Below are 22573 nucleotides of genomic sequence, written 5' to 3' on the forward strand. Positions count from 1 at the left end.
CAGAGCTTGTTTCTTTAGGTATGGTTTTTTTAAACTCAATTAGATAATAAATTATGCATTTTTATAAAGAAACTACTTTTGCTTATTTGATAGTAAAGTGTTTACATTAGTGTTTATGAAAACATATAGGGTTTTATCCTAAATAATTTAGTGTTTGAAACCTTAAAGACTAGTAGCTTTAAGTGTTTCTTGTGTTGCCGGTTACGAGAAGTCGTAACCGGCTTTTTTTAGAGTGCTTTTTTTTACTAGAGGTATTATCGAAATAATACAGGCTATGGGGATGATGATGTATATCCAGTAAGGAATAGGAAAGGGATCTCCTTTTGCATAAGAATGTAATCCTGATAAGTAATAGTTTACTCCAAAAAAAGTCATAATGAGGCTTCCTAAAGCGAATAAACTACACACATTGTAAATATATAGGTAGTTTTTGGGAATTATAATTCTTATGTGAAGTACAAAGGAATAGATGATAATACTTATCAAAGCCCAAGTCTCTTTAGGGTCCCAACCCCAATATCTTCCCCAGGATTCATTTGCCCAAATACCTCCCAGAAAGGTCCCGATAGTTAGCATATATAGGCCAATTGTACTGGTGATTTGATTGATATTAGTAAGTTTTTTTATTGTATTTTCTGTCTCTGTATACTTAGAAAAGGAATTAATGCACATTAGTAATAGCGAAATTAATGAAAGAAGAGATCCTAAGGCTAAAAAACCATAGCTGCCAGTTATGATCGCTACGTGAATTAATAACCAGTATGATTTTAGCACAGGAACTAAATTAGTAATCTCTGGATTCATTAGGCTTCCGTGAGCAATGCCAATCAAACAGATAGCTAATATTGATGAGGCAGCAGGGGCAAACGAGCTTTTTTTGTGAAAAATGAGCCCTGCAAACATTCCTATCCACGCGATAAATATACTTGCTTCGTAACCATTACTCCATGGCGCATGTCCCGAAATGTACCATCGCAATATAATGCCAAAGCCTTGTAAGATGAATAGAATGAATATCAAAAAGAGGGTGCCGTCAATGACTTTTTTTAAAGGATTGTTGTTTGGCTTAAATGTTATTAGGAAACTAAGGAGTACTAATAATATTCCTAGACACGTATATCCGATTAGGCACCACAAAAATATTGGATTGTTGTTAAACCATATCTCTAAACTTACTTTTGTGTCCGATAAGATCACCGTTGCTCCTTGATTTTTCTGGAAGCTTTTAATTAACTCAATAGTTTCATCTGATTTTTGCCAATCTCCATTTTTAGTTCCAATGGTAAGGTTTGTAAAGTAGGTAGGTATGATTTTTGAATAAAAAAGTTGATCATCTTCATTGAATGTTACTTCTTTATCTATTGGCGCATACCATTTCAAAGATGCATCATCTTTTTTAGGAAAAATCTTAAGAAATTGTCCATTAAAGATCCCCCAAATAATATTGATGCGTTCATCGATTTTAATAACATCTTTGTCAAAAACTGAACGTTTTCCCGGAGCTTTTGCATAGGCTTTATTAACTAAAGATTCAAGTTTATAGTTACCCTGGAAATCGAAAAATTGTGAAGCACTTGTGTGTCCTAAGGTGTTGATGTCAATTAATTCTTTTAGACTATTAATTGTTTTTTTTTCAATTTTAATGAATTCTATCAGTTGCCATGAATCTGGCTTATACTGCATACCCAAGAATATTTGGGTAGGGGTAAGTTTTTGCTTTTTGTTTTCTTTGTCAATATAACTAAAGCTGCTTTTGCCATGAATTTTTCTGATCAATTCTAATGATAATGTGCTAATTGGCTTTATTCTTCCTTGAAAGTCTTGAACCTGAACAGTGGCAAATTTCTTTGCATGAGTAATGTCAATAAGTTGTCTGCTAATTAACTCATAAGGTTCTAAGTGATGTAATTGTTGCGCTTGTACTTGGTTTGCAAAAAGCAATAGAAGGCTTAAAACCCTAAATAGGATGTTTTTTTTCAACGTAATAGTTTTAGTGTTAATCCGAAATGAGAACTTTTCCAACATAGACTTAATAACATTCCAAGTGCCAATAATGCATAACCAAGATAGGTGGTGAAGGTTCCCCAATAATCATGATTTACAGAAAGAATAGTGCCGCTTTCATCAGGAAGATATGCGGATTGAAAAAAGCGATACCCTTTATGATTCAGGACATTATTCATGAAAATAGTGTAGTCAAAGAACCTGTTTTTTTCTTGAATTTCTACATTGCTGTAAAAAGCTGATGGACTATTAGATCCTGGATATCGCTCTAGTATAAAATCTTTTAAAAAGATAGAGAAAGGGAGTTTAATTGGTTTGGAGCCATATCGAAGGTTTATATGAATGCCATTTATGAATAAAGTGCTATAAGGGTTCATGTATCCTGGACCTCCAAATAATGTGATTTCTTTTGTTTCTTTACCCGACTCTAAGGATATTATGATAGCGGCTTCTGGGTTTTTAATTTCTGGATCTTTTTCCTTTGAAATGATTTCTAAATAGTGGTTTTCTGATATTTGGTTAAAAACTATGGGTACATTGTTGATTTCACTCAGTGCTTTAAATTGTAATGGTACAAGAGTGTCTTTGGGGTAAAAACTGGCTTTGTTTAGTATCATAGAAAAGTAATTTGTGTCTTCTGGGAATGATGCTAACCAAGTGTCATTGTTTTTGGTAATGAAAATATCTTTCTTTGATTTGTGTGAGCTTTCAAAAGCAATTGGGATTCCATAAATTGTTTCTCGTGCTCCTTTTTTGATGTAAAAATCCTTTCTATCATCATTATCAGCAATTACAATGTGTAGATAGGTTGCCCCTTTAATAGTATCTTTCAGACGATAATGTGCTCTAGGGATGTATTTTTTTAGGTTAACCTTAATATTTTTATTTTCAAAATCGTAATTCTCACTAATAGTATTGAGTCCAAGTTCGCTCATGAAAATTGGATTGCTAGAAAAATTCTTATTAACTGAACCGTTACCTGCCTCCAGTTGGAGATAGCTATCTATAGAGATCATTCTGTTACTGGCAGTCTCTTCTTTTATGGTCATTAATGCTTCGTAGCCTCTATATCTAGTGATTCCAGAACCTAGAATAATTATAATAAATGCTATATGAAATAAAAAAACAGGTGCTTTTTCCCAGCTAAAAAGATTGTATTTGGCAATATTGCCCAGAAAATTGAAAGCAAGAAGAAGTACTAATATTTCGAACCATTTCGCATTGTAAACGAGTGCTTTGGAGGTTTCAGTTCCGTAGTCGTTCTCGATAAAAGTTGCAATAGCCATAGTAACAGCAAATACAAGTAATAGTATTCCGCTTGTGCGATTAGAAAACAGTATTTTTAATATGTGTTTCAATGGCTTTCCCTTTTTAAATATTCTCTCTCTTTTATTCTATGTATTCTGTTTTTTTTGAATATAAATGAGGTTATTCTTGCATTCCTAATTCCACCCATTTCTTGATCACTTCAATTGCACAACTATCGATTTTAACTCCTTTTCGGTAAGGCATAGGAATGAAGCCCTGAGCGTGAGTGATGGATCCAATTAATTGCCCGCTTTCTCCGGATTTTTTTAAGTTCGTGTAATCAAAAATTTTATGTCTTGATGCTTTTTCTTTATATACATCCTGGGCGTGGCATTTAAAACAGTGAATTTCTATTAGTGATGCTACCTGATCGTTATAAGTTATATTTTGAGGGATGTCACACTGTGGTTTTGGTTCTCCGTTGCAGGATGTAAAATTGATGAATAGTATTAGTAAGAATATTAGCTTTATTATTGTAGTAGAGTTCATGATCAGTTTTTTTTATTCAAATGTTTAAGGTGTCATTTGACGGAATATTTCTTTTTCATTTTTAACCATTCTTCTTCACTTAATGGTTGATATTTCTTTTTGTCCGAAAAAGGATCTGCTCCTCCTTTTAGGTATTCCTGAATTTTTTCTAACGGAATGGTGTCTTTCATTTTCTCAGCTACTTTATAAATATGGTTGCCATGAAAATCGTGGCATTGTAGGCAAGTATTCCATTGTTTATTAGCGATCAGTTCTTCATGAGGGGTGTCGATAGGGTCATTTTTCACCTCTAAATCATAGTGACAATTCACACAGAATGCAGCATCTTTAAGAACTATTCTGGTATCATTGTGTTCTCTATGGCAAGTTTCGCACTCTGTAGCGTTTATATTTGCGATTGCTTCTTTAAATCTAGGTTCTAGAAAACGATGCGTAGGATGACGGTCATTAGGCCTATCGTGGCATTCCAAACATTTTTTGTTATCTACATTTTCAGTTCCAAAATCAGCTTTGGTTTCACGCATTCCAAATGTGTAAGCTATATTAGATTGTAATTGTTGTATTAAGTTTCCCTTTGCATCCGTATGGCAAGCGTTACAAGACAAGCCTTCGTGTCCTGTATTAAGTGGTCCTAGACTTAAAAAGTCTTCTGATTGTTTTAGAGGTAAAATAATATATATGATGATACCTATAATGATTCCAATTATAGAGCCAATCCGTTGCCTTTTTCTTAGTGGATTTTTACTAAACATACAGTTTTAATCGTTTAGAAAGCTAATGCTAACATTATTAGAAGCTGGGAAACTTATACAGGTTAAAATATCTCCGTTTGCAACTTCTTCCTCTGATAAAAAGTGACCATCAATCATTTTTACTTTTCCTTTTATACATTTAGCTTTACAACTACTACACATGCCTGATCTGCAGGAGTAGGGTAGCATGATGTTTTCTGACATTGCCGCTTGCAGGATCGTTTTGTCTCCCGAAACGCTTATTTCATGCTTCTTTTTTTCTTGATAGATAATTACATTGCTTATTAGATCTTTAGCATCACTAGATGTTATAAAATTGGAACTAAATGCTTCTAGTTTAATTTGATTCCTAGTAATACCATTATTTGCCAATATTTCTTTAGCTTTATTCATAAAACCTTGTGGGCCACACATCATATATTTACCATCGTGATACTCTAACATGTGTGTTTCCATAATTTCTGTAACCAGTTCTTCATTTAATAAATCTTGATGGTAGTTTAGTTTGTTAGAGATGTTTTTTTCCAGTATATGTTGGGTGCTTAAACGGTTTGGATACTTTTCTTCAAGATCTTCAAGTGCTTTTTTAAATATGATGGATTCCTCATTTTTATTTGCATAAATCAAAACGATTTTAGATAAAGGCTCTTTTTCTAAAACAGTTTTAATAATAGAAAATATAGGTGTTATACCACTTCCTCCTGCGAAAAAAATATAGTTGTGTTTTGCCTTTTTATCAGGTTCTATGTAAAAACTACCAGCGGGTTTTTCAATCTCTATTTTTTGACCTGCGGTTAAGTTTTCACAGATATAATTAGAAACTAATCCTTTCTGTACTTTCTTGACAGTGATTCGTAGGAATTTATCTGTGAATGGACTGCTGCTAAACGAATAAGCCCTTTTTTCAATTTTATTTTTAATAGGAATTTTTACAGTAAGAAATTGTCCTGGTTTGTATTTGATTTTGTTAAAGAATCCTCCTTTGTTAAGAATAACACTAACGGCATCTTCGGTTTCGTGAATTATCTCTTTGACGGTTAACAGCATAATACTTAGTTTTTTATTTGTAATAAAACACAACACCAATATGAAAAACTACTAAAAATGTAATAACTACAGAGAGCAGTACATGGGTAATCATCCAGGATTTGAATATCCATTCTTTTTGATTTTTAATAATATCAAGATTGATAGTGCCTAAAATCATATTAATGAAAAATATATAGGATAATAGTGCCAAGTATCCATATCCAAATTCTAGTGCGTGTATGTAAAAAAATATTGGCGAAACTACTCCAATCCACTTGTGCAAGCTTGTAAAACGGATGGCGTGTTTTTTTAATTTTTTGGACACTCTGGTCAAGGTAAGTATCCATTGAAACAGTATGAATGCTCCAACAAATACTCCAGACCATCTTTTGTATTCTTCATCGAGTTGTAGATCATATAGCCATTGCCACTTTAGATCTAAAAGGTATTGTAGGATATAGAATGTGAATAAACTAAATCCAATAAACAAAAAACTATATGATTTTTTCACTCTATCCGAAGTATTTGTTCTTAATTAGAAGCTAAGCCTTTTGTCTTAGTTGTTTTTTGGTTCTCGGCCAGTAACAATTTTTCAAGACTATGATAGGAAGCTAATTTCCTTACGCTGTCAATAAATACTTCTGCTGTTGGTAGGTAGAAGCCTTTAGAAGGCCATTTATTACCAATTTGTGGTTTTGTGCTATCGTTTTTAAAAGCAGCTATTTCTTCGAGATATGCATTGTAGATAGCTTTTGTGCCATTTCTGTATGCATTTATAACTCCTATGGCTTCTTTGTATGATAAAGAGTCAGAAGGATATTGCCAGGTAGTTGCACCCATAACATCACCTAGTTTCCAATCAGTTTTTGTAGTGCTTTTATGATCGTTGTGGCAGTTAACACAAGGAGCTGCTACAGCGAGATCTGCAAACATAGAAGTGTATAATTTCTGATCTTCTTCATAGAAATGTTGTGGTTTTTGATCCGTCTTTATTTTAGCAAATAGTTCTGCTTGTTTTCCCTGAAATTTGTTTGAAGCATTAATAGGGAAGTCAGAACCTAAGTATAACCCTAGCGGCACATCACTTTTTCGAATATCAGAAGAAATTCCTCTTAAGAATAGTGCGGGAAGTGGACCTGCTTCTACTTCGTCATCTTGCCAGTCCTCGTCGAATTTTAATCCTTGTTTTTTTCCGGCTCCTACAATTCCTTTAGTGTACAATGTTCTAGTGATATCATTTTCTTCAGCAACTAAGGTAAGTACGTCTGCAACCGCTAGTACTTTGTCTGATGATTCATTTGATGCGGTTTCTTCTGGTACCCCGCCACAGGATTGAAGAATAACAGAATATCCTGTTACTAGTAAGAAAAATATTCCCTTTGCTTTTAGATGATTCATTTTGTTGTGTTTTATGTTAATTACTTTTACTAATATTTCTATGCCACTTCTCCGTATGCGGCAGTTTTCATAACAGATGCCATAACACCATAAGTGTCAGCCCAAGCTGTTTCTACTTCTGGTGTGAAATCTTCTCCAAGTCCAGTTTCCAAAGTACTTAGTAATGCAGCGCCTACTGTATCATAATGCGAAGATTCCACTTTGTAATCGACATGTCTTTTTCCTAAATCTTGTAATATTGGTATAAGTCTATCTATATTGCTTAGTCCAGCTACTGCAGAAGAAAGCATAGTCATTAATTTGTTTCCTTGTCCTTTCATAGCTTCTGCATCGTTAGCTGGGAATATCTTTTTTAACTCAGGATCTAATTCGAAAAGTTTATCGTAAAAAATTCCTGCGGCAGCTTCCGCAATGGGTGCAACTTTACTAAAAGATGTTTGTACCAATTCAATTGTGCGTTTTTCCATAATTACGTTTTTTTAAAGTGAAACAATAAAAATTAAGTATAACTACTTAATTTTGTTTCAAATATATTCGAATGACTAGTAAAACACAAATATCAAATATTTAATAAAAACGTTTTTATGTCTATTTTTTATTCATAAAAAGCTTATATTCTATATATAATTGATTTATTTAACTTTTTATTTGAAAATAAATTAATTTTAAATTATTGATATTACATGACTCTTAAAAATACGTATTTGAACTTAATTTACACGTTTTGTGATAATCGTTTTATTCTGTTCTTTTTTTGCAAAAATGACAATTATATGCAGTATATAGACCTAGTGGAATGCATGTGGCTAAACCTAGATGAAAGATTGTATTCACTCGTTTTTAGATATAGTACAGTACTTTGAGTTCGTTTGAATTTTAAATATTAGAGAATCAGTATGCCTCTTTTTTTTGAAAAATGTTTTTTTGATATATTCTTTTATGGATTTCATAAATCACAACACTATTTGAAGTCTTCTCATATAATTTGGTTTGGTTTTAAGTAATAATACTTAATTTTGTGATTGTGTTTAATCGTAACAAAACTCTTTTATGGCATTTAAATCTTATAAGACTACCTGTTCGTATTGTGGTGTTGGTTGTGGAATAATAGCTAAAAAAGATGCTAAGGGGGTGATTACTGTAGAGGGAGATCCCGATCATCCTGTGAACAAAGGAATGTTATGTTCTAAAGGAATGAACTTACATCATGTTGTTCAAGACAAGAGTGATCGGATTTTGTATCCAGAGATGCGATGGAGTAAAGGACATGAGCGTCAGCGAGTATCTTGGGATCAGGCTTTTGATCGTGCAACAGCAGTTTTTAATACTATTATTGATAAATATGGTCCTGATAGTGTAGGATTTTATGTTTCAGGACAATGTCTTACCGAAGAATATTACCTGGTAAACAAACTGACTAAAGGATTTATTGGGACTAATAACGTAGATACTAATTCTAGATTATGTATGAGTTCTGCAGTTGTGGGATACAAACAGGCGTTAGGGGAAGACAGTGTTCCCATTGCATATGAAGATATAGAATTAGCTGATTGTTTTATGATTGCCGGAGCTAATCCTGCATGGTGCCACCCAATTTTATTCAGAAGAATTGAAGCGCATAAAGAACAAAATCCGGATACCAAAATTATTGTAGTTGATCCAAGAAAAACGCAATCTTGCGATATTGCGGATTTACATTTACAAATCATACCTGGTACAGACGTTGTATTATATAATGCCATTGCTAAACGATTAATCGATCGAAGAAAAATCGATAAAAATTTTATAGCAAACCATACAGATAATTACGAATTGTTAAAAGAATCTTTGCAATCCACTTCATTAACGGATGCTGCAAAAATATGCGGGATTACTGTCGCTGATATTAAGAAAGCAGCTTCCTTTATAAGCAATGCTAAAGGGTTTATAACGCTTTGGGCAATGGGATTAAACCAGAGTTCCATAGGAGTAAATAAAAATAATGCGCTTTTAAATCTATCCCTACTCACGGGGCATATCGGAAAACCTGGATCAGGTCCCTTTTCATTAACAGGTCAGCCTAATGCAATGGGCGGTAGAGAAGTAGGAGGAATGGCTAACCTGCTGGCAGCCCACAAGGATTTAGGTAATAAAGAACATCGAACAGAAGTTGCTAATTTTTGGGGAGGAAAAGAAATTTCAGAGAAACCGGGATTTACAGCTACAGAGATGTTTGATGCATTAGAAAGTGGAAAGCTAAAAGCTGTATGGATTATTTGTACAAACCCGTTAGTAAGTCTTCCTAATGCCAATAAGGTAGAAAAAGCTTTACAAAATGCCAAGTTTGTTGTTGTTCAAGATATTTCATATCGTTCGGAGACCTTAGAGTATGCTGATTTAGTTTTGCCAGCTGCTGGTTGGGCAGAAAAAGAAGGAACAATGACCAATAGTGAGAGGCGTATTACATATTTGAATAAGGTAGTTAATCCTCCAGGAGAAGCATTACCAGATTCAGAGATACTTTGGAAGTTTGCGCAGCGTATGGGATATCGTGGATTTGATTATACATCAGTAGAAGAGGTATACAAAGAACATTGTCGATTGACTAAGGGTACGAACATTGATATTACTGGTTTAAATTATGATCGACTAAAAAACGAAGGTAGTTTTCAGTGGCCAGTACCAGAAAGTAATCATTCAGGAACTGCACGTTTATTTGAAGATAAACGTTTTTATACAGATACAGGTAATGCAAAGTTTGTAGTACCAAGGTTTACTAAACCAACTTCAGAACTATTAACTGAGAAACATCCGTTGATTTTAACAACAGGTAGAGTTCGTGATCAATGGCATACCAGAACCAAAACAGGGAAGGTAAATAGATTATTAACCCATATTCCACATCCTTTTCTAGAAATGAACCAAGTAGATGCTTTTCTGAGAAAGATAAAAGATGGCGATATAGCCGTAATCGAGAGTAAACGAGGAAAAGTACAGGTCAAGGTTAAGGTTAGTGATGCTATTGGCAAAGGAGTTGTGTTTTTACCAATGCATTGGGGTAAAGTCTTAGGGAATGATTACGGAAGAGCTAATAATCTAACAACCAGTATTGTTGATCCTATTTCCAAAGAACCTGACTTTAAGTTCTCTGCTGTACAGGTTTCAAAATTTGTAAAAGAAAAACAGAAGATTTGTATCATTGGCGCGGGTACCGCCGCTTATCGTTTTATACAAACGTATAGAGAACATAATATGGAAGATGAGATTACTGTTTTTTCTAAAGAACCATATCCTTTTTATAATCGTGTTTTACTACCAGAATACGTAAGCGAAGAACTTACTTGGGAGCAATTGCAAAAGATGCGAGAAGGAAGTATGGAATCTCTTAAGGTAACTTTATCTACAAGCAATCCAATTGAGGAAATTAACCGAGAGGAAAAATACCTTATTGATAGCAAAGGAGAAAAACATCAGTACGATGTAGTGCTAATGGCGACAGGTAGTAGGGCTTTTGTCCCAAAAGAAGTACCTATTCATTTACCGGGAAGGTTTACTATGAGGGATCGTGGTGATGCAGATAAACTAAAGAAATATCTCGATGATACAGGTTTGCCAGAAAATAAACAACATGTAACTATTGTAGGAGGTGGACTATTAGGTCTGGAACTAGCAGCAGCACTGCGTAAAAAGGAAGTGAACATCACTATTATTCAACGAGGAAATCGATTGATGGAGCGTCAGCTGGATATTGTAGCTAGTCGTTTGTTGGCAGAAGATGTGCGCGAAAAAGGAATACAGATTCATTTTGACAATGAGGTGGATACGGTATTTAATCAGGATTCTGGGTCATTATTAGTAAACCTGAAATCAGGAAAATCATTTACTTGTAATGCTGTAGTTTATTCTATTGGTACCATCCCAAATATTGATTTGGCAAAAGCAGAAGGTGTTACTTGTCGTCGTGGAATTGTAGTAAATCAATATTTGCAATCTAGTGATCCAGATATTTTTGCGGTAGGTGAGATTGCCGAATTCGAAGGTAATTTATTCGGAATTACAGCTGCTGCAGAACAGCAAGCAGATGTGGTAGCAAAGTATCTTTTAGGAGATTTTAGTGCAATTTATAAAGGATCTGTATTTATGAATATTCTGAAGTTTGAAGATCTGGATCTTTGTAGTATTGGTAATATTGATATGCCAAAAGATGATCCTACTTATGAAGAAGTTATTTTTATGGATGTAGGTAAACGATTTTACAAGAGATGTATTGTTAAAAATGATTGGCTGGTAGGTGCAATTTTGATGGGTGATAAGAGTGAGTTCGCTGATTTTAAAAGACTAATCGAAGAGAAAATAGAATTATCAGAAAAAAGAGAAGAATTACTTAGATCGTCACAACCAGACGAACCTGTACTTGGTAAACTGATTTGTTCTTGTAGTCAAGTGGGTGAAGGTAATCTAGAAGAAGCGATAAAATCTGGCTGTGAAGACTTCTCAGAACTATGTATTAAAACAGGAGCAGGATTAGGTTGTGGTAGTTGTAAACCCGAAGTAAAAGAAGTATTGAATAATGTAATGCAATTAGCTTAGGTATGGAAGAATTTATGCATAGAATAAATATAAAAGGTGGAATTTTATCACCTAGCGAATTGCAACGAATTATAATGTATGCCGAGGACCTAGGATTAGAAACTTTTCATTTTGGATCAAGACAGGACATTATATTTCCTTCTAAAGATTCCAAAGGAAATGTAGTCTCCGAACATCAATTATTCAATACTGATTTTTTCGCTCCAGAAACAGAACAGAATATAAGCTGTTCTTACGTTTCTATAGATATTTTTAACTCTACCGTTTGGTTACGAGGGACAACATATTTATATATTTTAGAGCAGTTTAGGTATAAGCCAAAACTAAAAATTAATATCTCTGACCCACAACAACAAATGGTATCTTTATTCTCAGGAGATCTTAATTTTATTGCATCTACAAACGAAGATTATTGGTATTTATTCCTAAAATTACCAGGATGGGAAGAAGTGTTTTATCCAGTCTTGATATTTACCTGGGATATCGCAAAAGTAGCTCAGGAAATCGAAAAAATATATCAAAAAGTGAATAATGTTGATGAACTTTTTCAGTTTCTCAACGAAAGTATTGACACTAATAATCGTGTAATAGAAAAAGCGCTAAATGTTAGTTTTAAACCGTTTCCTTACTATGAAGGAATGAATAAAATGGGAATCAATCAGTATTGGTTAGGATTGTATTGGAGAAATAATAAATATGATCTAAAATTCCTTAAAGCACTTTGTGAATTTTGTATCGAATATCGAATAGGTAAAATATGTTTGACTCCTTGGAAATCATTTGTTATAAAGGGAATTCCGAAGGAATGTAAATTGCCTCTAGAAAAACTTTTGGGTCAATTTGGGATTAATGTTCGTCATTCTGCGTTAGAGTTAAATTGGCATTTACCAGTGGCTAGTCAGAAAGCTTTAGACTTAAAAAAATTCTTGGTCATGAATTTTGACCAAAATGATATAAGTACCTACGGTATGACTTTTACCATAAGTATTCGACGTAATCAAAAAAGATATTTCACATCTGTTGTTATTGAAGAAAACAAAGCACCTGAGGCAATAAAAGATTTTGTCATCAGGCCTACCTATAATGTTTTATACGCCAAGAAATTTGATCCTAATACACGAAATTATATTGTGTATGCTCAGGATATAGACCAAATGGATCTACCTGCAATATTATTAGAATTAACAAAAGCTTATTTTCAGAATTTGGGAGAAGGAGATGAAGAAAGTTTTGCAGGGATTTCGGTTAAAAATGAGAAAACGGAGATCGAAGTATTTCAATGTAAAAATTGCCAAACGATATATGATCCATCTATAGGTGATCTGGTATCAAATATTTTAGCAGGGACAGAGTTTGAAGATTTACCAGAAACTTATCAATGTGCATTATGTGAGTCTTCTAAAGATAGTTTTGAGAAAATGACCTTAGAGATAGTTTAAGTACTATTGTTCTTTATAACCTGTTATTTATTATGAAAATCTCGATTAGGAGCTACAACATCTTCTTGAACATATAAATCAACGATAGTACGAACCTGACCAGAAAACTGAGCATGTCTGTAGCGTAATTGTAGGCTGTCTTTACTTAGATACGTAATCTGAAAAGACTTATAATTCTTTTCTATATTCATCATTTTAGGTAGTTGATCACTTTTTAATTTGATGAAGTAATGCCCTTTTTTACTTTGTGTGATTTCCCAATTGGCAATAAGAGATGGACCACAATCGTGTTGTTCACCATTATTATCTTTCATAGTCATATCGGGATTATACGTAGTTCTGTAGGATAAAAAACAACCAGCCATATTCATTCTTGTGCCATCATTATGTCGTTTTGCTATTTTCCAGGTTTTACCGGATGTTCCTGCAATAAGCTCAATAGCATTTTCAGGAATTTGATAAGGTTCTTTCTTGCTCTTAGAGCAAGAAGATGTTATAATAATAACTAAAGCTAATAACAAGGTTGGAAAGTGTTTTTTCATAATGTAAAATTAATGATTCGTTAGTATCAAAAATTGTTCCCATCTTAAAGGAAGCTGAAAGATTGTTAAGGTAATGTATTATCTCGCTGTTTTTTTTGGATTGGGCTGACACTACTCAGTATACTATAACTAAAATGATATTTGTTTGTCATACAAACATTGACATCTTTTAATATTTATCCCTAAGTTCGCAATACATATAAACTTATTACATTGCGATGAAAGCTGCTACGGTAAGAGAATTAAAACTAGAACTAAACAATTGTTCCCAACAGGAATTGGTAGCATTATGTCTGCGATTATCTAAGTTCAAAAAAGAAAATAAAGAATTACTTACCTACTTGCTTTATGAAGTATCCAATGAAGATAATTATATAGAAGAAGTGCGAGAAGAAATCACCAAGGAGTTCAGTCTTATTAACACTAGTAGTTATTACTATATCAAAAAAAGTGTTCGCAAAATTCTACGTGTTAGTAAAAAGTATATCAGGTATTCTGGCAAAAAAGAAACGGAGGTTGAAATATTACTTCATTTCTGCTCAGAATTAAAAAATATGCGTCCTTCTATTAGAAATAACAACGTATTGTTAGGGATTTATGAACGTCAAATAGCTAGTATTAAAAAAACCATAATTACTCTGCACGAAGATCTACAATATGATTACGAGCAAATGTTAGATGCTCTGGGATAGTTTCTACCCTTTAATCAATTTCAGAATATAATCCAGCTGACTATCTTTTCCTAGCATCAGATCTTCTACAGAAAGCTGTACTGTGCGATCTGGAATAACACCAGAGCCTTTGGGAACGGTTTTGTCTTTTACATAATGTGTTATTTTTTCCATAGACATTACCATAATAATCTTAGTGCTAGGTAACTCATAATACACCGGAAATTGGCCTGTATGAAAATAATAACCGCCTCCAGTTTCTTCTCCTACCAAAAGAATGTCTGGATCGTTTTTAGCCAATAGTGCTAAAGCAGAACCTGCAGAAAAAGTAGCACCGCCAGCTAATACATATACTTTACCTTGAAATCTATCTCTATTAGGAACCATCATGGTTTCTAAATCATCAAAATCCAGTTTCCATCCATCATATTTGGGATGATCATAGAACTTATCTTTTAGAAACTCTTTCTCGCCGTATGTTCTGGTTACATATTTTCGTTCTGGAACTTCTAGTGAAGAAACAAAAGCACTGGTTCTTTGTCTATACAATTTGTTCGTAATAAAAGAAAAAAGATGTACCGAATTAGGTCTGAAACCACCATCATTGTTTCGTATGTCAATAATGAGATGCTTCATTTTCTTTTTATTGATTTCCTTAAAGAGTTTAATCAAACGAGATTTAAATGCTCTTATATCTACTCCAAAAGAGTTAACAACCAAAACCGCAGTTTTAAGATCTTTTTTATAGTATACAAAAGGCTCTTTCGTATTTATATGTTTTGAAAAAAAGGCTACTTTGTCTTTTTCCTGATGATATTTAGAAAAATAAGAGTTTCGGTTGATATTTCGGTGTTTTGCATTCACAAAAGATTCTGCTGCCAGTGTCATTGTTTTCTCCGTACCATCTGGTTCGATATAATCAATGGTGTATTCTTTTTGCAGACCATACTCATATGTATAAAATAAACCAAATTTTAGTTCGATATCTCTGTATTTTCTGGTAAGATTATAGCCATCAGTAGGAGTATATTTTTTTAGAGCTTCCAGAATTTGTGCTGTTGGTTTGTCTTGTATTCTGATGATTTTTGATCCAATAGGTATTCCAAAATCATCAGTATCTATGTAAAATTCTGCCTGAATAATCTTAAGAATTAATGGGAAATAATACTGCGTAGTATTTAACGTATTAGGTGCAAAAAGCAATAAATGACCATCTTTAATTTGGTCAGTTACCTGTTGCATCTTCTTAAATAGTTCGATATCAGAAATCTCTTCTGTAAATGATTCTTTGGTAACACTCAAAACAGAATCCAAATCACTTTCACTAATATATTCATAAAGAGAGGGGTGCCCTTTTTTTAAAATGCTTTCAAAAATTTTAAAATCTTGCTGAGCCTTTTCCAGCGTTAGATTTTTCTGAGCAAATAGCGTAGTGGATATGATGATCGAAAATACAATACACAAAATGCGATTCATGTGATAATTATTAATATATAATATATAAAGACTTTTTATAAGAAAAGATGTGACAACCCCCTTGTTTTCTGAGATGTAAATGTAATAAATTAGCGGTAAGTAGTTATTATTTAAAACAAAAAAACAGGTACTTTTCGTAGTACCTGTTTTTTTGAATTTTTATTGAAAATATGATCAATTCAATTTTCGTAATTGTTTCTTTATTTTGCGAATTGCAGATTCTATTGGTTTATCGGGTTCGATTACATTATATTCTCCCCAAAATTCAGGATCAGAAAATCCTGAAGCTTCGTCACTTATGACCACAGAGGATTTTAAACGGTCCTTTGGCCTAACATTTTCGTTATTAGGGTTCTTTTTCCAATCGGTGATAGCCATTTCGATATTTAGTTTATATGTAGAATTAAATAATTTCTTTTTCCAATTCACTTTAAAAACTAAATCGATTTTTCCATAACCATAGAACCATTTTCCATTAGATTCTCTATAATTCATATTGTAGGTGGCTACTGTAGGATATACCTTGGCTCTAGTTGGTTTTTTTCTAACAAATAATTTACTAGCCTTATCTCTGTCTTCTAGATTTAAACTAAAAACGGCTTTTGTTAATGCTAATGTTTCAGAATCGATATATAATTTCCCATAATAATAAAGGTCTTCTATATTAGGACGTTGCTTAAAATTAAGAACGTAAATATATCGATCATTAATTTTAGTAGATGTGTCAAAACTAAACTCATAGATTTTTAGAATATCTTCTGTAAAAAGAAGATCTGGGTTTTTCATAACATCAATAAATAATGTACTTGATGGTCCACCTTGAAGTTTTAAGGTAAGTGTGTCCAGCTTTTTGTAATCCGCACTTTTCCGAGCCTTGTATAACTTAATAATATCGGTTTTACCAGAAACATAAGGTTTTTTATATACGTCAACTACAGCTTCAGAAAGAGATACATAGGTTCTCCTTCTTTTGATAGTTTCGCGATAAAAAGCGGTCATGATGGTGTTATCATTTTGATAGTTTGCGCCGCGTCGTTTCATAACCGCTTTGATCAGAGCTTCTGGGTCTGTGGGATCAATATTTACTTCTGATAGTTCCGTTATTGTCGCACTTAATTTAATTTTGGTTTCGTCACCTTTTAACGAAGAAAGTGAAACCACCGTATCATTGTATCCCAAAAAAGACACTGTGATTTTATCATCTGTAGCAGTTTTCGGAACTTTCAACAAAAATTCACCTTCACGATTGGTGATTGTCGAGATGTTGGTTCCATTCAATAAAATTGTTGCAGATACTATTGGATCATTAGAGTCTTTATCTACTACAATTCCTTTATATTCATCATAATTGATACCATTCTGAATATCGGTATCTTGAAAAAAGCTAAATGCGTGCAAACTATTAGAGTATCCAATAATTAGAAATATACAGAATAAAAATGTGATACCATTTTTACTTAAAAAAATACTTTTTTTGTCCATATCAAATTCATTCAGTTAATAATTACATTCTTTAATTTTAGTGGAAGAATGTCGATTATACAAGATACTAAAATTACAGATGATTTTTAGAATATAATAGTTAAAAATGAACTAATATTAAGGTCTTTTGGTAACTTGTAAAGAAACATTATGCTTCCTTAATAAGAGGTTTTAAAACGATTATGTCCGTAATATGCTTTTTCTTTTATGCTGAAGTAAGGTTTTCCAAATTCTAATGATAACCACTGTGATCACCAAACCAATTTCTAAGTTTTATATTAAGTATTTCTGTGGTAAAAGGTTTGGTTATATAATCATCCAGTCCTTTTGCAATAAATCGTTCTGCATCACCAGGTAAGGCGTTAGAAGTAATAGCAATAACAGGAGGTACTTTTTTATAACCTTTACGTATTAATTTACAGGTTTCTACGCCATCTAATTCCGGAAGATTTATATCCATTAGGATAAGGTCATAGACATCTTCTTCAAACATTTCTAAAGCTTTTCTTCCGTCTTGGGCTACATCAGCTGTACAGCCTAAATATTTAAGAATTTGTTTAGAAACAAGGATATTTGTTTCAGAATCTTCTACTAATAAAACATGAAGATCGAACTTTTGATCTTTACTTTTATCAAAAACTTTATCAATTGTTGGTGAGACAGCATCAGATATTTTGGTTTTGAAAGTAAACCAAAAATTACTTCCTTTTCCTACTTCACTATTTACGCCTAACTTCCCATTCATTAAATCCACTAATTTCTTACTAATAGTAAGTCCTAGTCCGCTTCCTTCTCCAATTAAGATAGCATCGTTATGTACCTGACTAAATCGATTAAAAAGGGATTCCTGATCTTGTTTGCTAATACCGATTCCAGAATCAATAACTTCTACTTTAATAGTTAGTTCTCCATTTTTTTTGGAAGCTAAAGACGATTTTATAGTAATGGTACCTTCATTAGTAAATTTGATAGCATTACCGATAAGATTGGATAATATTTGTGTCAACCTATTATCATCTGCGTAAATATGTTTTGGCAATGTATCCGGATATTCAGAAACCAGACTAATTCCTTTTGCTTTGCTATTCGCAAGAAATAGATCTACATTTTGATCTATTAGCTTTTTAAGATTAATCCCTTTGGGGGATAGGGTAAATTTACCTGCTTCGATTTTAGATAAATCAAGAATTTGATTTAAAATATCTAATAAGTTTTGAGAAGAATGATGAATTGTTGTAACATACTCTTTTTGTAAATCATTTAACTCAGTATTTTTAAAAAGCAAATCAATCATACCGATCACACCCACCATAGGCGTTCTAATTTCATGACTCATATTAGCCAAGAAATCCTGTTTAAATTTTGAGGCTTGCAGGATTTGCTCATTATTATCTTTAAGTCTGTCCAGGTTACGCCCTCCAAACATAGCGAACAAACCAAGAAATAGGGGAGCGGTATCAATAATATAATGAATTGGATATTGTTTTTGTACAAATAATATAGACTCTAATGAAAAATCTAATTCTAATTTGGCAATATCTATACTAGTGGCTAAAATAGGAAACACACATCCAAATAACACTCCATATAATGTATATGCGGCAGCTTCAGATTTTAACCATGATTTTCGATTCATAGATTATTTTTTGTGCTAAGATCTTACGTTAGTTAATCTTCAGATAAGGTTATTTTGGGGCCTTATTGGGATATAAGCCTAAATATAATGGTTTTTTAGAAATGTATGCTAAAAGAATATTCAGAAATTAACCGCCAATACTAGTCATACTCCTGTTTTTAGAGTGTAACTCAGGGTTTTCTAGTTTTTCTGGAGTATCCATTCCTCCTCTAGTGGCAAATTTATGTTCTAATGCCGATTGTATAACAGGTAATATAGGTTGTCCCGCTCTTAGTGGTTTTAATAATGAGAATTCCTTGCCAGAGAACAAGCAATTTTTTAATTTACCATCAGCCGTGATACGGATACGATTGCAAGTGTCACAAAAAGGATTGGTAACAGAACTGATGATTGCAAAACTACCAATATATCCAGCTATTTTATAGTTTCTAGAAGTATCATTGGGGGCGTCGTCTAAACGTTTAAGTTGTAAAGGGAAGTTATAATTTACTTTATCTAAGATTTCTTGTTGTGTTACGAGTTTATCCATATCCCATTGATTTCCATCAAATGGCATAAACTCTATAAATCGAACAACTAGATTTCGATCTTTGGTCAGATTAATGAAATCAATGATTTCATCTTCGTTAAAGTTTTTTATTAAAACAATATTTAGTTTTACTTTAAAACCTTCTTTTTGGAAAAGCTGTATGGTGTTCCAAACTTTTTCGAATTCATTACGCCGTGTAATTTTTTCAAACTTATCTTTATGAAGTGAATCGATACTAATTGTAATAGTCTTTACTCCATTATCTTTCAAGAGCGGAATAAAACGTTCTGCTAATACTCCGTTGGTTGTAATACCTAATTCTACAGGTAAACTAGCTAGTTTTTCTAATATCAAAGGGAAGTCTTTTCGCACCATAGGTTCTCCGCCTGTAAGTCTAATTTTGTTAACTCCAAATCTTACAAACTCTTTGGCAATAGTATGGATTTCATCTGCAGACATCAGATGTTCCCTTGGACTTAAAGGAATCCCGTTTGCAGGCATGCAATATGTACATCTAAGATTACATTTTTCCGTCAATGAAATCCTAAGATATGTGTGTTTACGACCAAAACTATCTGTTAGCATGCGCTGGTTTTTTATATTTACATAATTGTTTTTTAGCTTCCATCGTGTTTTGCACCTTTCAGAATTCTGAAGGTGTGCAATACAGCTGGGAACACAGCTTCCATGGATTCTCTGGCGCCATTTGTAGAACCTGGTAATGCGAGTACTACAGATTCTCCAATCACTCCAGCTACACTTCTTGAGAGCATGGCATATGGCATACGGTTCTGTCCATAATTACGAATTGCTTCTTCGATTCCTGGGATTCGACGTTCTATTAATGGTAGAATCGCTTCTGGTGTTACATCACGAGGCGACAATCCTGTACCACCAGTAAAAATTATGAGATCGTTACCAGCTTTTTCCAATTGTTTTACTTGCTGTTGGATCTGATCTGTTTCATCGGGAATGATGGTATAGGTGTTAATAGTAACTCCACATTCTTCGAGCTTAGTTATGATGGCTTTACCAGCTTTATCTTCTTTATGACCTGCCGAGATAGAATCCGAACAGACTATTACTCCTGCAGTAAAAGGTTCTCCGCTGTCCTTATAACTGGATTTACCACCTTTCTTATGTAGTAGTTTGATATGTTGTATTTCTACGTTTTTATCTACAGGTTTTAGCATATCATACATCGTCAGTGCAACAACAGATGCTCCGTGCATTGCTTCCACTTCTACACCGGTTTTATAGATTGTTTTTACAGTAATCTCAATTGTGATTTCGAGATTATTGATTTTATAATCTATGGCTGTAAATTCAATAGGTAATGGATGGCAATCCGGAATCATATCACTGGTTCTTTTTACAGCAAATAATCCAGCAGTTTTTGCCATTTCAAAAACATCACCTTTCGGGATGTTTTTGGATACAATAGCCTTTATGGTTTCCGTGCTTCCAACCTTAACGATCGCTTGCGCTACTGCTGTACGAAGCGTATTGTTTTTATGTGTAATGTCTACCATTATAATGTTTAATCGTTTACTAGGATCTTAATTGGAATTTTTAACAATTCCACTGCTAACCACTTTAAACTTTGTTTACTTTCCAAACATGTGTCTCATCGTCAAAAACTTCTTTTCCGAATACAGGAACTTCTTTTTTTATTTCTTCTACTAAAAATTCTAGTGCTTCAAAAGCAACTTTTCTATGTGGAGCAGAAACAAATACGAAAAGACAAATTTCACCGGCTTTTACTTTACCTAAGCTGTGATATATGTGCATACAGGTTAGGTCATATTTATTAAAAGTGGCTTCACGAATTTCGTGAAATTTATTCTCAGCCATCTCGTTATAAGCAGAGTAGTCAATAGCTTGAACAATTTTACCATCGATTTTATCTGCTCGTACTTGGCCTAAAAATATATCGTGAGCACCGATTGTAGTTTTGGTTTGATGTTTTTCTATAGAATTCGCTACAAAAGAAGGAGTAATAGGGCCTTCTATAAAAACTGTTTTTCGTTTATTCATTGTTTATTTTTTTAACCGCCAGAAAAAGGAGGTAGTAATGCGATTTCATTATTAGGATTCAGCAAAGTGTCATTAGCCGTAATCTCTTTATCAACTGCTACTTTAAATGACAAATGTTGTAAATTTTCATATTTATCTTTTAGCAGGTTTTCTAGTTGATCTATAGTAGTGCCGGATCGCAATAAAATAATTTCTTCCTTACAACCTGTAGCTTCGGCAATCATTCCAAAATATAAAACCTTTAATTCCATTGATTTGCTTCTTTATACTGTTGATGTGTATTAATGTTTTTTACGTATGGAGCTACACTTTCTTCAATAGGTATACTTTTTACTTTTAATTTTGAAAGTGTTTTTCTGAGACTAAGACGTCGCTTTTGAATACTTTCAAAAAAGGTTCTTTCTACCGACTTATGATATAAGGTAATAAGAGGGATATCTTCGTATGTTATGACATCATAATTGGGCTCATACTCTGAAATAAGATTAGTAAGAACAACAGGTTTTACAAAGGGCACATCGCAACTCAGAACTAAATTCTGTGTTGTTTTAGTATATTTGAGACCTGTATAAATACCTCCAACAGGACCTTGATCAGGAATAATATCTGCTATACATGGATAACCAAGTGTTTGGTAATCGGCACTACCGGTAATGATTAGAATTTTATTAGTAATCGTTTCTATCGCCTGTATTATATGCTGTATAAAAGGCTTTCCATTATGAAGTTTCAATCCTTTATCCTGACCCATTCGGCTGCTTTTTCCTCCAGCGAGTATAATTCCTGTTATATGTTGATCTTTTCCTAAAGTCATAGCTTCAGTTCTTTTAGTTGTTGATCCAGAAAATCCCAACAATTTTTATTAATATTTTCGAAAGCAGTAATCATTTTTACTCCATATGCTGTGATTTCTGTTCCACCACCACCACTACCACCGGTATTAGTTATAATAACAGGAGCTGAAGCATTTTTGTTAATAGAATCAACTAAATTCCAAGCTTTCTTATATGACATTCCCAAAGATTTGGCAGCTTTGGAAAGAGACCCTTCTACCATAATTGCTTTCAAAACTTTAATTCGTCCTTCTCCAAGGAAAACGCCTTCTTCTCCTTCTATCCAAATTCTACTTTTTATATGATACATGAAAGCGTTGTTTCTTGCAAGATATAACGAAAAAAGTGAAGAATAAATTCTTTCAGAAATTTTTATGAT

21 protein-coding genes are annotated in these 22573 nt (G+C 33.2%); 3 read left to right on the forward strand and 18 right to left on the reverse strand.

Annotated features, from left to right (window positions below):
* Positions 1-201 precede the first annotated feature (201 nt).
* The 8 genes from D1818_RS23080 to D1818_RS23115 form a co-directional block, all read right to left on the reverse strand.
* Positions 202-1980 (reverse strand): cytochrome c biogenesis protein, encoded by a 1779-nt coding sequence (locus tag D1818_RS23080; RefSeq protein WP_233558609.1) that lies wholly within the window; start codon positions 1978-1980, stop codon positions 202-204.
* Complete coding sequence (locus D1818_RS23085) at positions 1977-3362, reverse strand: cytochrome c biogenesis protein ResB (protein WP_233558608.1); 1386 nt, start codon at positions 3360-3362, stop codon at positions 1977-1979. Before D1818_RS23085 ends, D1818_RS23080 begins: the two co-directional genes overlap by 4 nt.
* Positions 3363-3432: 70 nt before the next feature.
* Positions 3433-3801 (reverse strand): hypothetical protein, encoded by a 369-nt coding sequence (locus D1818_RS23090; protein WP_118462305.1) that lies wholly within the window; start codon positions 3799-3801, stop codon positions 3433-3435.
* Between the two features lie 32 nt (positions 3802-3833).
* The gene (locus D1818_RS23095) at positions 3834-4553 is read right to left on the reverse strand and encodes a cytochrome c3 family protein (protein ID WP_118462308.1); all 720 of its coding nucleotides are present in this window, start codon (positions 4551-4553) and stop codon (positions 3834-3836) included.
* A gap of 6 nt (positions 4554-4559) precedes the next feature.
* A complete protein-coding gene (locus D1818_RS23100; protein WP_118462310.1) occupies positions 4560-5600 on the reverse strand; it encodes a ferredoxin--NADP reductase in 1041 nt (346 codons plus the stop codon).
* A 13-nt stretch (positions 5601-5613) separates the two neighbouring features.
* Positions 5614-6093: a hypothetical protein gene (locus D1818_RS23105; protein WP_118462312.1), complete on the reverse strand. Its 480-nt coding sequence runs from the start codon at positions 6091-6093 to the stop codon at positions 5614-5616.
* A 20-nt stretch (positions 6094-6113) separates the two neighbouring features.
* Positions 6114-6980, reverse strand: coding sequence for a DUF3365 domain-containing protein (locus D1818_RS23110; RefSeq protein WP_118462315.1), 867 nt, complete (start codon positions 6978-6980; stop codon positions 6114-6116).
* Between the two features lie 38 nt (positions 6981-7018).
* Complete coding sequence (locus D1818_RS23115) at positions 7019-7447, reverse strand: globin family protein (protein WP_118462317.1); 429 nt, start codon at positions 7445-7447, stop codon at positions 7019-7021.
* Positions 7448-8030: 583 nt separating this feature from the next.
* On the opposite strand from D1818_RS23115, the gene D1818_RS23120 reads away from it, so the two are divergent.
* Positions 8031-11549, forward strand: a complete 3519-nt coding sequence (locus tag D1818_RS23120) for a nitrate reductase (protein ID WP_118462319.1) — start codon at positions 8031-8033, stop codon at positions 11547-11549.
* Positions 11550-11551: 2 nt separating this feature from the next.
* Entirely contained in the window at positions 11552-12988 is a 1437-nt protein-coding gene (locus D1818_RS23125) for a rubredoxin (protein WP_118462321.1), read from the forward strand.
* A 23-nt stretch (positions 12989-13011) separates the two neighbouring features.
* On the opposite strand, the gene D1818_RS23130 is transcribed toward D1818_RS23125, so the two are convergent.
* Entirely contained in the window at positions 13012-13530 is a 519-nt protein-coding gene (locus tag D1818_RS23130; RefSeq protein ID WP_118462323.1) for a lipocalin family protein, read from the reverse strand.
* Between the two features lie 218 nt (positions 13531-13748).
* Between D1818_RS23130 and D1818_RS23135 the strand changes: the two genes are divergently transcribed.
* Positions 13749-14222: a hypothetical protein gene (locus D1818_RS23135; RefSeq protein ID WP_118462325.1), complete on the forward strand. Its 474-nt coding sequence runs from the start codon at positions 13749-13751 to the stop codon at positions 14220-14222.
* A 3-nt stretch (positions 14223-14225) separates the two neighbouring features.
* Here D1818_RS23135 and D1818_RS23140 read toward each other — a convergent pair whose 3' ends face one another.
* The 9 genes from D1818_RS23140 to D1818_RS23180 all read right to left on the reverse strand — a co-directional run bounded on the left by D1818_RS23140 (position 14226) and on the right by D1818_RS23180 (position 22504).
* Entirely contained in the window at positions 14226-15677 is a 1452-nt protein-coding gene (locus D1818_RS23140; RefSeq protein ID WP_118462327.1) for a S41 family peptidase, read from the reverse strand.
* Between the two features lie 174 nt (positions 15678-15851).
* Positions 15852-17159, reverse strand: coding sequence for a carboxypeptidase-like regulatory domain-containing protein (locus D1818_RS23145; protein ID WP_118462329.1), 1308 nt, complete (start codon positions 17157-17159; stop codon positions 15852-15854).
* Positions 17160-17391: 232 nt separating this feature from the next.
* Positions 17392-18795: an ATP-binding protein gene (locus D1818_RS23150; RefSeq protein WP_118462331.1), complete on the reverse strand. Its 1404-nt coding sequence runs from the start codon at positions 18793-18795 to the stop codon at positions 17392-17394.
* Between the two features lie 127 nt (positions 18796-18922).
* Entirely contained in the window at positions 18923-19909 is a 987-nt protein-coding gene (moaA, locus tag D1818_RS23155; protein WP_118462333.1) for a GTP 3',8-cyclase MoaA, read from the reverse strand.
* Positions 19910-19941: 32 nt separating this feature from the next.
* Positions 19942-20856, reverse strand: coding sequence for a bifunctional molybdenum cofactor biosynthesis protein MoaC/MoaB (gene moaCB, locus D1818_RS23160; protein WP_118462335.1), 915 nt, complete (start codon positions 20854-20856; stop codon positions 19942-19944).
* A 64-nt stretch (positions 20857-20920) separates the two neighbouring features.
* Positions 20921-21361, reverse strand: a complete 441-nt coding sequence (locus tag D1818_RS23165; RefSeq protein WP_118462337.1) for a molybdenum cofactor biosynthesis protein MoaE — start codon at positions 21359-21361, stop codon at positions 20921-20923.
* An 11-nt stretch (positions 21362-21372) separates the two neighbouring features.
* Entirely contained in the window at positions 21373-21612 is a 240-nt protein-coding gene (locus D1818_RS23170; protein WP_118462339.1) for a MoaD/ThiS family protein, read from the reverse strand.
* Positions 21603-22175, reverse strand: a complete 573-nt coding sequence (locus D1818_RS23175; RefSeq protein ID WP_118462341.1) for a molybdenum cofactor guanylyltransferase — start codon at positions 22173-22175, stop codon at positions 21603-21605. The genes D1818_RS23170 and D1818_RS23175 overlap by 10 nt, the downstream gene beginning before the upstream one ends.
* The gene (locus D1818_RS23180) at positions 22172-22504 is read right to left on the reverse strand and encodes a winged helix-turn-helix domain-containing protein (protein ID WP_118462343.1); all 333 of its coding nucleotides are present in this window, start codon (positions 22502-22504) and stop codon (positions 22172-22174) included. Before D1818_RS23180 ends, D1818_RS23175 begins: the two co-directional genes overlap by 4 nt.
* Positions 22505-22573 lie beyond the last annotated feature (69 nt).

The organism is Aquimarina sp. BL5, assembly GCF_003443675.1.
Taxonomy (GTDB): Bacteria; Bacteroidota; Bacteroidia; order Flavobacteriales; family Flavobacteriaceae; genus Aquimarina.

Excerpts from the sequence above, each read along its gene's own strand:
- D1818_RS23100 (WP_118462310.1), bottom strand. The coding sequence starts at position 5,600 with ATGCTGTTAACCGTCAAAGAGATAATTCACGAAACCGAAGATGCCGTT.
- moaA (WP_118462333.1), bottom strand. The coding sequence starts at position 19,909 with ATGCTAACAGATAGTTTTGGTCGTAAACACACATATCTTAGGATTTCA.
- D1818_RS23165 (WP_118462337.1), bottom strand. The coding sequence starts at position 21,361 with ATGAATAAACGAAAAACAGTTTTTATAGAAGGCCCTATTACTCCTTCT.
- D1818_RS23145 (WP_118462329.1), bottom strand. The coding sequence starts at position 17,159 with ATGGACAAAAAAAGTATTTTTTTAAGTAAAAATGGTATCACATTTTTA.
- D1818_RS23140 (WP_118462327.1), bottom strand. The coding sequence starts at position 15,677 with ATGAATCGCATTTTGTGTATTGTATTTTCGATCATCATATCCACTACG.
- D1818_RS23130 (WP_118462323.1), bottom strand. The coding sequence starts at position 13,530 with ATGAAAAAACACTTTCCAACCTTGTTATTAGCTTTAGTTATTATTATA.
- D1818_RS23175 (WP_118462341.1), bottom strand. The coding sequence starts at position 22,175 with ATGACTTTAGGAAAAGATCAACATATAACAGGAATTATACTCGCTGGA.
- D1818_RS23180 (WP_118462343.1), bottom strand. The coding sequence starts at position 22,504 with ATGTATCATATAAAAAGTAGAATTTGGATAGAAGGAGAAGAAGGCGTT.
- D1818_RS23110 (WP_118462315.1), bottom strand. The coding sequence starts at position 6,980 with ATGAATCATCTAAAAGCAAAGGGAATATTTTTCTTACTAGTAACAGGA.
- D1818_RS23150 (WP_118462331.1), bottom strand. The coding sequence starts at position 18,795 with ATGAATCGAAAATCATGGTTAAAATCTGAAGCTGCCGCATATACATTA.
- D1818_RS23135 (WP_118462325.1), top strand. The coding sequence starts at position 13,749 with ATGAAAGCTGCTACGGTAAGAGAATTAAAACTAGAACTAAACAATTGT.
- D1818_RS23090 (WP_118462305.1), bottom strand. The coding sequence starts at position 3,801 with ATGAACTCTACTACAATAATAAAGCTAATATTCTTACTAATACTATTC.
- D1818_RS23120 (WP_118462319.1), top strand. The coding sequence starts at position 8,031 with ATGGCATTTAAATCTTATAAGACTACCTGTTCGTATTGTGGTGTTGGT.
- D1818_RS23125 (WP_118462321.1), top strand. The coding sequence starts at position 11,552 with ATGGAAGAATTTATGCATAGAATAAATATAAAAGGTGGAATTTTATCA.
- D1818_RS23170 (WP_118462339.1), bottom strand. The coding sequence starts at position 21,612 with ATGGAATTAAAGGTTTTATATTTTGGAATGATTGCCGAAGCTACAGGT.
- D1818_RS23095 (WP_118462308.1), bottom strand. The coding sequence starts at position 4,553 with ATGTTTAGTAAAAATCCACTAAGAAAAAGGCAACGGATTGGCTCTATA.
- moaCB (WP_118462335.1), bottom strand. The coding sequence starts at position 20,856 with ATGGTAGACATTACACATAAAAACAATACGCTTCGTACAGCAGTAGCG.
- D1818_RS23115 (WP_118462317.1), bottom strand. The coding sequence starts at position 7,447 with ATGGAAAAACGCACAATTGAATTGGTACAAACATCTTTTAGTAAAGTT.